Origin of the sequence: Micromonospora sp. WMMD558 (assembly GCF_049315255.1) — a bacterium.
Lineage (GTDB): Bacteria > Actinomycetota > Actinomycetes > Mycobacteriales > Micromonosporaceae > Micromonospora.
Window position 1 is genome coordinate 5,004,294 of the sequence record NZ_CP186061.1, and the last position, 12,292, is coordinate 5,016,585.

Sequence of the window (12,292 nt, forward strand, 5' to 3'; positions counted from 1 at the left end):
CCGGGCGGGCGACTCGGCTCCCGGCGGCGTCGAGCGGGTGTTGCTACCATCCCGGGGACGCTTGCCGACCGGCAGCCTGCGGAAAGGCGTGATCGTGCTAGGCCATGGGAGGAACCCGGAGCCCGCGCCGATGAGCATGACCGTCGATCGGTCGGATCCGGACGCCCCGCTCATCCGGGTCGCCGGCGACCTCGCGTACACGACCGCCGCCCCGCTGCGGACCGAGGTCGACCGAGTCCTCGCCGAAGTCCCGGCCACCCTCGTCCTCGACTTCGCCGACCTGTGCTTCATCGACAGCACCGGCCTGGGCGTCATCGTGCACGCGTGGCGGGAGGGGCAGGCCGGCGGCACGGTCCTCGAACTGCGCACGGTGCCCCGGTTCCTGGCGACGATCCTCGACCTGACCGGCGTCACGGGCCTGCTCGCGCGTCCGATCACCGACAGCGGCCCCGCCACGGACGACCCCGCGGAACAACCGACCGCCCCGGCGTGAATCGCCGACGCCGCCCCGACAGTTGCCAATCGGTGCGCGACTGGGAACATGGAGGCATGGGGCCGCGGCTGTTGACGATCGAGGTGACCCGGCTCGACGCCGGATGCGCCCGGCTCCGGTTGACCGGCGACCTGGATTTCGAGACCGCGCCGGAGCTCGTCGAGGCGGCCGCCGAGGCGCGCCGGGACGGCCACCACGAGCTTCTGATCGACCTGGGCGGGGTCGGCCTCTGCGACTCGTCCGGCCTGAGCGCCCTGGTGGTGGTGCACCGCGCCGGCACCGGCCCGGTCCGCCTGGCCGGCGTGAGCCCACAACTTCAGAACCTGCTGGACCGCACCGGCCTGGTCGAGCTGCTGGCCGTCGAGCGGACCGGGGACGACGACCTGCGCGAGGCCGGCTGACCGCGGCCTGCGCAAGCGGCCGGGTCGCGCCGCCCGGGGGATGGCCCCCGACCCTGGGACCAGGGGCCGGGGGCCGGAGTGATGCTCAGGGTGCGGGCACCGCCTGCCGGCGGGGTCCGGTCGCCCGCTCGGGCACGTCCGGTGGCGGCTCGACGTCGTCGGGCGCGCCGGAATCGGGGGTCTGGAAGAGGTAGCGGACGAACTCCCCACCCGCCTCGTTGTCGTCCGCCCCGGGCCACTGCCCGACACAGTCCACGCCGATCACCTCGCGGCCGGTGCCGTCGGCCTCCTCCAGCAGCGCCCACAGGCTGACCGGGTAGCAGCGCGTGTCGCCGGGGGCGAGCTGCCAGCGCGCGTACCAGCCGGGTCGGGCGGGGACGATCTCGACGATCCTCTTCATCACGACCTTCCCTTCCGGGTGTGCCTCGGAGGTTCCCGGTCCGCTGCGATCGTCCGGCCCGGGCGGGTGACCGTCCCTCACCCACGTTGGATGAAGCTCGTACCCGGTCGGGCCGGGCCGGCCGCTTGTCCCTTTCGTGGCCGGCGGCGTGTCCCTTTCGTGGCCGGCGGCGTCCGTTTCGTGGTCGGCGGCGGCGGGAAGGCGACCGGCTGGAAAGCGAGGGAACACCAGCGGAAGCGAGGTGTCACCATGCGCAAGCAGATGGAGGGCGACAGCCAGCGCCGCCGCGCCCTGGCCCGCCAGGCCCGGGAACGCGGCATGCGGCCCAGCGAGACCGGTGCCAGCCTGAGCGCGTCGAAGCAGTTGACCAGCCTCGACCAGGGACGACGGAACGGGCCGCCCCCGGCGGGTCGTCGCAAACCGGACGCTACGCGCGGTGGTCCCGCACCGCCCCCGACCGGCATCCCGGAGAACCCCCGGCCGATGGCGGACCCCGGTACGGCCTCCCCGGGAGTGACCACCATCGGCTACCGCGAACTCGTCGACGACGTGGGCCGCCGGGCCGGGGTGGATTTCCGGACCGCGAAGGTGGGAGCGGAGGCGACCGTGCTGGTTCTGGCCTGGGCGCTCGGTGAGGCGGAGCGCCGTCGGCTGCTGGACGCGGTGCCGATGTCCCTGCACGACGTCACGCCGGTCGACGGTGTCGAGAGCCACGCCGACCTGCCCGGTTTCCTGGCCGAGGTGGGCCGGCTCAGCGGCCGTACCCCGGAACAGGCCCGCTACCAGGCCGAGGCGACCCTCGCCGCGCTGGCCGACCGGGACGGTGACCTGGTCGAGTCACTGCACGTCCCGGACGGATTGCGGGACCTGCTCGCCCCACCTGAGCCCGGGGGCGGTCTGGTGGGCGCCACCACCTCGACACCTCCGCTCGGCGAGGCGGAGGTGCGCGAGGCGCTGGCCGATCTGCCGTACTGGTCCGGTGACGTGAACGGGCTGTCGCGGACGGTGGTGTTGCCGGCGGACAATCTCGACCGCGTACTCGACCGCCTCGACCTGCTCAAGCAGCAGACCGGTCGCGGACCGCGGATCGCCCGGCCGGACGGCAACACCGCCCTCGTGACCGTGGCGACCGTCCGGTCCCGGCAGGACCGCTCGGTGACCGCCCCCGACGTCGACCTGGCGCACGCCGTCGACGACGCGATCGACGAGGTGGGCGCCGGGATGAACAGCGGCTGACCGCGTTCGCCGGCCGGCGGGCTCCCGCCTCGCCGGCCGGCGCCGGCGCTGCGCGGCACGCCGCTCGGCATGGGCTAGCCTGGCCTCTCATGGACGCCCCCGACGACCGGCTCGAACTGGTCGTCGACCCGGCCCGGCCCACCGGGCGCACCCTCCTCGCCGCCGGCGTCGAGCAGTCGTACGTGGACGTCGCCGATCCGCGGTACCTGCACTTCGAGTACGTCCGCCGGATGGCCGCCGTGATCGACCTGGCCGCACCCGCCGGCCGGCCGGTGCGGGCGCTGCACCTCGGCGGCGGCGCGCTGACGCTGCCGCGCTACCTCGCGGCGACCCGGCCCGGGTCGACACAGGTGGTCGTCGAGCGGGACCGGGCGGTCGTCGAGCTGGTGACGCGGGAACTCCCGCCCCCGCCGGTCGAGATCCACGTGGCCGACGCCCGCGAGGCGGTCAGCGCCGCCCCCGACGGCGCGTACGACCTGGTGCTGGCCGACATCTACCGGGCGGCCCGGATGCCGCCGCACGTCACCACGGTGGGGTTCGCCGCCGAGGTGGCCCGCGTGCTGCGCCCGGACGGCATCCACCTGGTCAACGTCACCGACCTTCCCCCGCTGGTCCACGCCCGCGTGCAGGCCGCGACACTGCGGGCGGTGTTCGCCGACGTGTGCCTCGTCGCCGACCGGCGGATGCTGCGCGGTCGGCGGTACGGCAATCTCGTGCTCGCCGCCGGGCGGCGTCCCGGCCGGCTGCCGGTGCCGCGCCTGGTGGCACGCGCGCTGCGCGACCCGGTGCCGGGCGGGGTGCTGCACGGCCCGGCACTCGACGCCTTCGTCGCGGGCGCCCACCCCCGCACCGACCCGGCCGGCGGTTAGGAAGGGACCCCTTTACAACGCGAGGCGTTAAGAGGGGGCCCTTCCTTACACGCGGGCGGGGATCTCCGGTGAGCTGCTCTCCAGCGGCACGGCGTTGGCGGGCACCAGGCCCAGCTGCACCGCGGGGCGGGCCAGCGTCGCGTCGAGCACCCAGTCGGAGGCCACCCGGGCGCGGTTGCCCGGCATCGCGAGCAGGTGGTAGCCGCGGGTGACCGCCTTGGCGGGCAGCCCGGACAGGGGCACGTGCAGCGGGTTGGCGGCGGCGTCCCGTCCGCCGAGGTCGACCACCCAGCCCAGGTCGTGGTGCTTGTACGGCTTGCGCTTGCCCTGCCCGTACGACGCCGCGATGTTGTGGGCGACGAGTTTGCCCTGCCGCTGCGCGTGCTGCGCGGTCATCGTGCAGACCTCCCCGGGCCGGGTCACGTCGGGCACCGCGGCGGCGTCGCCGCACGCGTACACCTCGGGGAAGCCGGGGACGGTGAGGTACTCGTCGGTCACCAGGCGGCCCTTCTCGGTGCGCAGGCCGAGCTGGGCGACGAACGGGTCCGGGCGGACGCCCACGCACCAGACCAGCGTGCAGGTGGGGATGTAGTCGCCGTCGGTGAGCTTCACCCCGTCGGCGGTGGCGACGCCCACCGACGTGCCCATGCGCACGTCGACGCCGCGCCGGTCGAGGACCCGGTGGGCGGTGTCCGACATCTTCCTGTCCAGCTCGGGCAGCGCCCGGGACGCCACGTCGAGCAGCATCCACCGGGGCCGGATCTTGAGGCGGGGTCGTTGCGCGGACAGCCGGTCGGTGAAGAGTTGCCCGTGGGCGGCCACCTCGGTGCCGGTGTAGCCGGCCCCCACCACCACGAAGGTGGCCCGCGCACGCTGCTCGGCCGGGTCGGTGGCCTGCTCGGCCAGCTCGATCTGCCGCACGACGTGGTCGTGCAGGTAGACGGCCTCGGGCAGGCTGCGGAAGCCGGTGGCGTACTCGGTCACCCCGGGGATGGGCAGCAGCTTGTTGACGCTGCCGACGGCGAGCACGAGACGGTCGTACGCGATCCGGTTGCGCTCCCCCTCCGGCTGGGTGAAGCCGACCCAGCGGTTCTGGAGGTCGACGTGGTCGGCCTCGCCGATGACGACGCGGACCCCGTCGAGGGTGCCGGTCAGCGGCACGGAGAGCCGTCGCGGCTCCACCACGCCGGCGGCGACCTCGGGCAGCAACGGCAGGTAGAGGAAGTAGTCGGTCGCGTTCAGCAGGACGATCTCGGCCCGGTCCTTCGCCAGGCGGCTGAGCGTCTTCGCCGCGTGGTACCCGGCGAACCCGGCCCCCACGATCACCACACGAGGCTTCGTCATGCCCGCTGCCGTTCCCACCGACACCCGGGACAAACGTGCCGGTCGGGCGCTCGTCCTCACCCGTCCCGGGTGAGGACGACTCACCCGAGGGGGGCGCACCCTTGTTCCACCACGAGACGGGAAGGGAGCGCCGCATGAGCGAGCCGACACCGAACGACCGGCGGGTGCCGACGTACCTGCGGCAGAGCGGCCGTACGCAGCTCACCCCGCGCCAGCGCCGGCGGGTGAAGCACAAGGAGGGCCACATCGAGAGCCTGGGAGGGCAGCGCCGCGAAGCCCGCGGTCCCGGTCGGTGACCCGGTCCGGCCTTCCCGGAGGCCGGACCAGCGAGGTCAGGGCGCGGTGATCGCCCAGCGCTCGTGGTCCCGCCACGCCCCGTCGACGTAGAGGTAGTCGGGCGAGTAGCCCTCCAGCCGGAAGCCGAGCTTGCGGGCCACCCGGCGGGACGCCTCGTTGCCCGGCTGGATGTTGGCCTCCAGCCGGTGCAGTCCGAGCGCGGTGAACGCGTGCCGCACCACCAGGCCGATCCCGGCCGAGGCGTGCCCGGTGCCGCTGTACGGCAGGAAGGCCGCGTAGCCGAGGAAGCCGCCGCGCAACGCGCCCAGGATGATGCCGCTGATGTTCGCGTACCCGGCGATGGCGCCGCTCGCGCGGTCGCAGATCAGGTAGCCGGAGTGGTCCTGGCGGCGCAGCTTCGCGAGGTACGCGGCGTACGCCGACGCGTCGTCGGGCGCGGACAGCCAGGGGTGGTGCAGTTCGCGGCTGCGGCGGGCGGCGGCGACGAACTCGGCCTCGTCGGTGGGACGGGGACGGCGGATGCCCACCCGCCCGTCGCTGCACAGGTACCTCACGGCGCCCCACTCTGGCCGCTCGTCGCGCCGGTGTCCACCCGGCGTCGGTCAGAGCGGACGCGGGTGCGGCTGGTCGAGCGGCATCGGCACCTGGAGGAAGGTGCTGCCCCGCAGGTCCAGCCAGGCGCGATCGGGGGCGCGCACCAGGCGCAGCATCACCGCGGTGCAGTTCGGGCAGCGCGCCACCAGGCCGGGGGCGTGCGACCACACCTGGAGCGTGGCCAACGGGCCGACCATCCCGCAGTTCTCGCAGCGGCCGGTGGCGGAGCTCAGGTCGACCGCGAACAGTTCCCGCAGCGGCCCGTCCAGCATGTTGCCGTCCAGGTAGGACATCTCGGTCATGGTTTCCCTCTCGGCGGGTCAGCCGGTCGGCCCGAACCGTTCGGTCCGCACCCGGCGGGTCTCGTGTCCCAGGCCGACCAGCAGGTCGGCGACCGTCTCCACGAAGCCGGTCGGGCCGCAGACGTAGCACAGCGGTTGCAGGTCGGGTGGCCAGCCGTGGCTGTTGACGTCGGCGAGGCCGATGCGGTGCGGCTCCCCCCGCCAGCCCTCCGGGGCCTCCCGGGTGTACACGTACGCCACGTCGAGGCCGAAGTCGTCGCGGACCCGGCGGCGCAGCTCGTCGGCGTAGAAGACGTCCACCGGCGTGCGGACGGAGTAGAGCAGCCGGAACGGCGCGCGGCTGCCGGCGGCGCGCCGGGCCCGGACCATCGCCATCAACGGCACGACCCCCGACCCGCCCCCCACCAGCAGCACCGGCGCGGTCTCCGCCGGCCGCCACACGAACCAGCCGCCGACCGGGCCGCGCACCTCCACCGGGTCACCCACGGCGTACGTGTCGATGAGGTACGGCGACACCTCGCCGTCGGGCACCCGCTGCACGGTCAGCTCGATCCGGTCCCCGTCGGCGGGCCCGGCCAGCGAGTACGACCGGGCCGCCTGGTAGCCGTCCTCGGCGGTGAGCCGCACGTCGAGGTGCTGCCCGGCGAGGTGCCCCGGCCAGCCGGGGACCTCCAGGACGAGGGTCTGCGCGGTCGGCGTCTCCGTCCGGCGCTCGACGAGGCGGCCCACCCGCCAGGTCAGCGGGGCGACCCGGGCGCCCGCCGTCGGTGCCGCCATCAGTCGCCCTGGTACCGCTGCTCACGCCACGGGTCGCCGTAGTCGTGGTAGCCGGCGGTCTCCCAGAACCCGGGCTGGTCGGTGGTGCCCAGCCGGATGCCGCGCACCCACTTCGCGGACTTCCAGAAGTACAGGTGCGGCACCAGCAGCCGGGCCGGCCCCCCGTGCTCGGCGTGCAGCGGCCCCCCGTCGTACGTGTGCGCCACCCAGGCCCGCGCGCCGCGCAGGTCGGCCAGGGGCAGGTTGGTCGTGTAGCCGCCGTACGAGTGGGCCAGCGCGTAGTGGGCGGCGGTGTCGACGCCGCCGAGCAGCGTGTCCAGGGAGACGCCCCGCCAGTCGGTGTCGCGCTTGGACCAGCGGGTCACGCAGTGGATGTCGACGGTCACCGTCTCCTGCGGCAGGGCCATCATCTCGTCCCACGTCCACCGGTACTCGACGCCGGTCTCGGCGGTGATGACGAACTCCCAGGTGTCCAGGGGCACCTTCGGGGTCGGGCCGGCCGACAGCACCGGGAAGTCCTCGGTCAGGTACTGGCCCGGCGGCAGGGCCGGCTCCGCCGAGCGGGGCCGGCCCTGGAAGCCCGGTGACACGATTCCCACCCGTCAGTCCTACCACCCCGGGCGGGGGGTCCGTGCCCGCTCGGGGGAAGGGACCCGCGGCGGGTGACCGTCACCGGCGCTCGACGACGATCTCCCGCTCGCCCGGTGTGCGCTCGCGGGTGGCGCGCAGGCTGGTGAGGGTGACCACCACGAGCACCACGACGATCACGGCGAGGGAGATCGGCGTGGGGATCTCCGGCACGCCAGCCCAGATGCCGTGCGCCCAGTGCAGGGCCAGCTTGACACCGATGAAGCCGAGGATGATCGACAGGCCGTAGGTGAGGTGGACCAGCCGGCTCAGCGCGGCGTGCAGGACGAAGTAGAGCGCCCGCAGGCCCAGCAGGGCGAACGCGTTGGTGGCGAAGACCAGGTACGGGTCCTCGGTGATGCCGTAGACGGCGGGCACCGAGTCGACGGCGAACACCACGTCCGTGGCGAGCACCGCCACCACCACGAGGGCCAGCGGCGTGAGCGTCCGCCGGCCGTCGATGCGGACGGTCATCCTCGTGCCGTGGTAGTCCTCGGTGACCGGCATGAACCTCCGCAGCAGACGCACCGAGCGCATCTTGTTGATGTCGACCTCCTGCTGGTGGCCGGAGAGCGCGTCCCGCAGCAGCTTCACGGCGGTGACCAGCAGGATGGCGGCGAAGAGCAGGAAGGCGAAGTCGAGCGTCTGCAGGGCGGCGGCGCCGAGGGCGATGAAGATCGCCCGGAGCACGAGCGCGCCGGCGATGCCGTAGAGCAGAACCCGCTGGGCGAGCACGGCGGGCACCGCGAAGGCGGCCAGCAGCAGCATGAAGACGAACAGGTTGTCGACCGACAGCGACTTTTCGACCAGGTAACCGGTGAGGTAGTCGATGCCCTGTTTCGACCCGTACCGGGACCAGATCCACGCGCCGAAGGCCAGCGGCAGGGCGATGTAGAACGCCGACCAGCCGAGCGCCTCCCGCAGCGACACCTCGTGCGGTCGCCGGGTCACCAGGAAGTCGAGCACCAGGAGCGCGAGCACGCCGGCGATGGTGACGGCCCACAGCGTAGGAGTGCCGACCGACTGGAGATCGGCGAAAAGGTGCAACTCAGTCATGGAGCCTCCTCGAACACGGTGTCATGCTCGAGGTCTCCTTCACCCGCTTTCGTGGGCAACCACCCGAGGCGTGCTCCGGGCACGCCGTACTGACCGGCATGGTTCGTGGGAAGTACTCCCCTCGTGGCACAAGGTTAGGTCAGCCGGTTTCCGACCGCCAAGCGCGGTACGCCCCGAGCCCGGCGGATCACCGTGCGGCAGGGCCACCCCGATCCGGTCGTCGGCCACCTTCCCGTCCACCCGGTCGCGTTCCCGGCCCCTTGACCGCGCAAACACCGGACCGCCTATCGTGGCCCGGTGACCGAGGACGTCCCAGCCGGCCCCCTCGCCGGCGTACGGGTGATCGAGCTGGCCGGGATCGGGCCGGGACCGTTCACCGCGATGATGCTGGCCGACCTGGGCGCGGACGTGGTCCGCGTGGACCGGGTGACCGACGTGGACCCGTCCGCGTTCGGCAGCCCGCACCCGGACCTGCTCAACCGCGGCCGCCGCTCGATCGCGGTCGACCTGAAGTCACCGGACGGCCGGGACGTGGTGCTCGCGCTGGCGGCCGGGGCGGACGCGCTGATCGAGGGCTTCCGGCCGGGCGTGACCGAGCGGCTGGGCCTCGGGCCGGCGGACTGCCACGCGGTCAACCCGCGCCTGGTGTACGGGCGGATGACCGGCTGGGGACAGGACGGCCCGGCCGCCCCGTACGCGGGGCACGACATCGGCTACGTCGCGCTGACCGGGGCGCTGCACGGCATGGGGCGGGCCGGCGAGCGGCCGGTGCCGCCGATGAACCTGCTCGGCGACTTCGGCGGCGGCGGGATGATGCTGGCCCTGGGCCTGGTCAGCGCCCTGTACGCGGCGCGCGGCGGCGCCCCGGGCCAGGTGGTGGACGCGGCCATCGTGGACGGCGTGTCGGTGCTCAGCACCCAGATCCACGCGTTGCGGCGGCTGGGCATGTGGCAGGACCCGCGCGGCGTGAACCTGCTCGACGGCGGCGCGCCGTTCTACGACACGTACGAGTGCGCCGACGGCAGGCACGTCGCGGTGGGCGCGCTGGAGCAGCGCTTCTACGACGAGTTGGTGCGGCGGACCGGCTTCCCGCTGCCCGGCGACGAGGCACTGGACCGCACCGACCCGGCGAACTGGCCGGCGCTGCGGCAGGCGTGGGCGCGGCTGTTCCGGACCCGGACCCGCGACGAGTGGGCGGCGCTGCTCGCCGACTCGGACGCCTGCGTGGCCCCCGTGCTGGACTGGGCCGAGGCCCCGGCACACCCGCACCTGGCCGCGCGCGGCACGTTCGTCGAGCGGGACGGTGCGACGCAGCCGGCGCCCGCTCCGCGCTTCTCCGGCACCCCGACGGCGCTGCGTCGCCCACCGCCGCAGCCGGGCGAGCACACCGACGAACTGCTGGCCGGAGCCGGCTTCGACGCCGACCGGATCGCCGCCCTCCGCACCAGCGGCGCAATCGCCTGAGGTGTAAGGAAGGGCCCCCTGTTAACGCCTGCGGTAGTGGAAGGGGTCCTTGTTAACAGCCGTCAGGGCCGGCGCAGCGTCGCGCCCGGGGCGAGTGCCGGCTCCACCATGTCCCGGTAGTCGCGGGGCAGTTGCACCACCACGTCGTCGAACTCGCCGCCGCTGATCGCCTCCCGCAACGTGGTGAACACCGCCCGCACCGCGTCCCGGGCGGTCGACTCGTCCACGTGCGCCCGCGCCGCCACCCGGGTCACGAACTCCGCCGCCCCGACGCGCTGCGCCGACTCGTTGTCCGGGCCCGGCTTCAGCACCAGCTGCAACGGGCGGGGCAGCTGCACGGCCAGGTCCAGCACCTCCCCGCCGGTCAGCCGCTCCGCCAGGGTCTCCAGCGTCGCCCGGGTCAGCTCCACCGCCTGCTCGGACGGGGTACGGGTGCGCTGCGCGACCCGGTCGATGAAGGTGTCGTAGTTCATGCGTACTCCCTCGGAATCCGGCCCCGCGGGTACCCGCAACCCGGCCCGGAAAACGGCCCGGTTACCCGCCGGTCGGGGGCGTGAGTCCGGCCCGGACGGGTAACCGCCGCCGGTCGTGACCGGATCGATGCCGGAGGAGCTCACCATCATGGCGACGTACGCCGACGTGCTGCAGTACCTGTCGAGCCTGGACTACCCGGCGGAGAAGGACGACGTGGTACGCGAGGCCGAACGGGAGGGCGCCCCGCCGGACGTGCTGCGCGCCCTGCGTGCCCTGCCGCCCCAGGTCGACTACGCCAACGGCAACGAGGTGGCCCGCTCCGCGGGCATCGAGGCCGCCCCGGAGGTCGGCCCCTCCCAGCGCGCCGCGCAGGCGAGGGAGCGGCACCAACGGGTGTCGCAGCACCTGCGCAGCATCTGACGCGTACGTAAGGTGCGGATGCCGGACGGGCACCCGCCGGCCGCGGTCCAGCTCACCGTCATGGGCGTGGTCGGCGTGGTGACTGGTGCCGTCAGCGTGGCGCTCGGCATGGAGACCCTCGCCCCCCTGATCGGGTGGGACGCCGCCGCGTTGACGTGGCTGGTGCTGGTGTGGCACAAGCTGTGGCCGCTGGACGCCGAGGACACCGCGCGGCTCTCGCTGCGCGAGGACCCGAACCGGGCCGTACGGGACGTGCTGTTGCTGGTGGCGTGCGTGGCCAGCCTGCTGGCGATCGGGTTCGTGGTGACCACCGCGCACAGCGCGCCCACCCGGGCGGTCCGGGACGCCTTCGGCGGTGTGGGTGTGCTGAGCGTGCTGCTGTCGTGGTTCGTGGTGCACACCGTCTTCGCCGCGCGGTACGCCCGGCTCTACTACATGGACGACGCCGGCGGAATCGAGTTCAGCCAGACCGGCCCGCCCTGCTACACGGACTTCGCGTACCTCGCGTTCACCGTCGGTGCGACCTTCCAGGTGTCGGACACGACGATTACCAGCATCGAGATGCGCCGGACCGTGCTGCGGCACTCGATGGTGTCGTACCTGTTCGGGGCGTTCGTCGTCGCGGCGATCGTGAACCTGCTGGTCAGTTTGCCGAGGTGAGCCGGCCCGGACAGGCCGGCGCCCCGGGCCGCGAACCGCGACCTGGGGCGCCATACACGGACCTGTCCCGGTGGTCTGCGCGCCCGAACCGGATCGCGCTCACCAGGCAGTTGCCCTACGCCCGAACCGGGCGGGCATCTCTGCCGCGCTCAGCATACGACATGACATCCCCCGAACGGGTGGAAATTCCGGATGACTGTGGGCTGGCGCACGTCGCGTCAGCGCGTCAGTTCCGCGTACCGCTGCTCCAGATCCACCCTGGCCAGTGCGCCCACCAGCCAGGCCAGCCGCTCCGACTCGCCGCTGCCGGCGAGGCCGGCGAGGTCGTCGGCGGAGCGCCCCAGCCCGAGCCGCCGCGCCGCGACCAGCGCGCGCCGGTCGGCCACCGGCGCCACCTCCCGCCACAGCGCCTGCGCCTCACGAAGGAAGAGGTCGGCCACCGTGCCGTCCACACCGGGCAGCTCGGTGAGCAGCGCCCGCTCCCGGGCCGGATCGTGGTGGGCGAGAGACCGCAACCGGCGCAGGTCGCCGCGGTACCGCTCGACGACGGTACGCGCCAGATCGCCGAGGGTCGTGGCGAGGGCGTCGACGTCCCCCCGCTGGCCGCTCTCCCGCAGCACCCGCATCCGGTCGGCGTGCAGGGAACGGGCCAGCCGCGCGGCGCTGTCCTACCCGTTCGCGGGCAGGGCGTGCGCGCTGTCCAGGGCGCGCCGGAAATCGCCCCGCCGGGCCAGCAGCACGGCGAGACACAGAATCTGGAACAGGCTCGACGGGTTGTTGGTGACCCGGAAGCCGTACTGCTCGGCGAAGCCTCGCCCGCCGCCGGCCAGCCGGCGGACCAGGCGCTTCTTGTCCTCGATGGTGGAGATGCTCGGCAT

16 protein-coding genes and 1 pseudogene are annotated in these 12,292 nt (G+C 73.7%); 8 read left to right on the forward strand and 9 right to left on the reverse strand.

Features of this window, described 5'->3' with window-relative positions:
• Positions 1–130 precede the first annotated feature (130 nt).
• Together ACN26Y_RS23810 and ACN26Y_RS23815 are read left to right on the forward strand one after the other, a co-directional pair.
• Positions 131–493, forward strand: coding sequence for an STAS domain-containing protein (locus tag ACN26Y_RS23810; RefSeq protein ID WP_230688736.1), 363 nt, complete (start codon positions 131–133; stop codon positions 491–493).
• Positions 494–549: 56 nt separating this feature from the next.
• A complete protein-coding gene (locus tag ACN26Y_RS23815; RefSeq protein WP_196255678.1) occupies positions 550–894 on the forward strand; it encodes an STAS domain-containing protein in 345 nt (114 codons plus the stop codon).
• An 85-nt stretch (positions 895–979) separates the two neighbouring features.
• Here the strand turns inward: ACN26Y_RS23815 and ACN26Y_RS23820 are convergent, their stop codons facing one another.
• Positions 980–1,294: a hypothetical protein gene (locus tag ACN26Y_RS23820; protein WP_155332418.1), complete on the reverse strand. Its 315-nt coding sequence runs from the start codon at positions 1,292–1,294 to the stop codon at positions 980–982.
• Positions 1,295–1,543: 249 nt separating this feature from the next.
• Here ACN26Y_RS23820 and ACN26Y_RS23825 point away from each other — a divergent pair, with 249 nt between their 5' ends.
• On the forward strand, positions 1,544–2,530 hold the full coding sequence (locus ACN26Y_RS23825) for a DUF2267 domain-containing protein (protein ID WP_422733557.1): 987 nt from the start codon (positions 1,544–1,546) through the stop codon (positions 2,528–2,530).
• 89 nt (positions 2,531–2,619) lie between these two features.
• The gene (locus ACN26Y_RS23830; protein ID WP_422733558.1) at positions 2,620–3,399 is read left to right on the forward strand and encodes a spermidine synthase; all 780 of its coding nucleotides are present in this window, start codon (positions 2,620–2,622) and stop codon (positions 3,397–3,399) included.
• A gap of 45 nt (positions 3,400–3,444) precedes the next feature.
• Here the strand turns inward: ACN26Y_RS23830 and ACN26Y_RS23835 are convergent, their stop codons facing one another.
• Positions 3,445–4,743: an NAD(P)/FAD-dependent oxidoreductase gene (locus ACN26Y_RS23835; protein ID WP_422733559.1), complete on the reverse strand. Its 1,299-nt coding sequence runs from the start codon at positions 4,741–4,743 to the stop codon at positions 3,445–3,447.
• Positions 4,744–4,877: 134 nt separating this feature from the next.
• Here ACN26Y_RS23835 and ACN26Y_RS23840 point away from each other — a divergent pair, with 134 nt between their 5' ends.
• Positions 4,878–5,039, forward strand: coding sequence for a hypothetical protein (locus tag ACN26Y_RS23840; RefSeq protein WP_155332422.1), 162 nt, complete (start codon positions 4,878–4,880; stop codon positions 5,037–5,039).
• 36 nt (positions 5,040–5,075) lie between these two features.
• On the opposite strand, the gene ACN26Y_RS23845 is transcribed toward ACN26Y_RS23840, so the two are convergent.
• The 5 genes from ACN26Y_RS23845 to ACN26Y_RS23865 all read right to left on the reverse strand — a co-directional run bounded on the left by ACN26Y_RS23845 (position 5,076) and on the right by ACN26Y_RS23865 (position 8,396).
• Entirely contained in the window at positions 5,076–5,594 is a 519-nt protein-coding gene (locus ACN26Y_RS23845) for a GNAT family N-acetyltransferase (RefSeq protein ID WP_155332423.1), read from the reverse strand.
• A 48-nt stretch (positions 5,595–5,642) separates the two neighbouring features.
• Positions 5,643–5,936, reverse strand: coding sequence for a DUF6510 family protein (locus ACN26Y_RS23850; RefSeq protein ID WP_155332424.1), 294 nt, complete (start codon positions 5,934–5,936; stop codon positions 5,643–5,645).
• Positions 5,937–5,954: 18 nt separating this feature from the next.
• On the reverse strand, positions 5,955–6,713 hold the full coding sequence (locus ACN26Y_RS23855; protein WP_155332425.1) for a ferredoxin reductase: 759 nt from the start codon (positions 6,711–6,713) through the stop codon (positions 5,955–5,957).
• Positions 6,713–7,303 (reverse strand): sulfite oxidase-like oxidoreductase, encoded by a 591-nt coding sequence (locus ACN26Y_RS23860; protein WP_230689095.1) that lies wholly within the window; start codon positions 7,301–7,303, stop codon positions 6,713–6,715. Before ACN26Y_RS23860 ends, ACN26Y_RS23855 begins: the two co-directional genes overlap by 1 nt.
• 79 nt (positions 7,304–7,382) lie before the next feature.
• On the reverse strand, positions 7,383–8,396 hold the full coding sequence (locus ACN26Y_RS23865; protein ID WP_422733560.1) for a TerC/Alx family metal homeostasis membrane protein: 1,014 nt from the start codon (positions 8,394–8,396) through the stop codon (positions 7,383–7,385).
• A gap of 297 nt (positions 8,397–8,693) precedes the next feature.
• Here ACN26Y_RS23865 and ACN26Y_RS23870 point away from each other — a divergent pair, with 297 nt between their 5' ends.
• Positions 8,694–9,860, forward strand: coding sequence for a CaiB/BaiF CoA transferase family protein (locus ACN26Y_RS23870; RefSeq protein ID WP_155332428.1), 1,167 nt, complete (start codon positions 8,694–8,696; stop codon positions 9,858–9,860).
• 62 nt (positions 9,861–9,922) lie between these two features.
• Here ACN26Y_RS23870 and ACN26Y_RS23875 read toward each other — a convergent pair whose 3' ends face one another.
• The gene (locus ACN26Y_RS23875; protein ID WP_422733561.1) at positions 9,923–10,333 is read right to left on the reverse strand and encodes a DUF2267 domain-containing protein; all 411 of its coding nucleotides are present in this window, start codon (positions 10,331–10,333) and stop codon (positions 9,923–9,925) included.
• 115 nt (positions 10,334–10,448) lie between these two features.
• Here ACN26Y_RS23875 and ACN26Y_RS23880 point away from each other — a divergent pair, with 115 nt between their 5' ends.
• Positions 10,449–10,754, forward strand: coding sequence for a DUF2795 domain-containing protein (locus ACN26Y_RS23880; RefSeq protein ID WP_422733562.1), 306 nt, complete (start codon positions 10,449–10,451; stop codon positions 10,752–10,754).
• Positions 10,755–10,772: 18 nt separating this feature from the next.
• Complete coding sequence (locus ACN26Y_RS23885; RefSeq protein ID WP_155332430.1) at positions 10,773–11,414, forward strand: DUF1345 domain-containing protein; 642 nt, start codon at positions 10,773–10,775, stop codon at positions 11,412–11,414.
• Positions 11,415–11,632: 218 nt separating this feature from the next.
• Here ACN26Y_RS23885 and ACN26Y_RS23890 read toward each other — a convergent pair.
• Positions 11,633–12,292, reverse strand: a pseudogene (locus tag ACN26Y_RS23890) (hypothetical protein).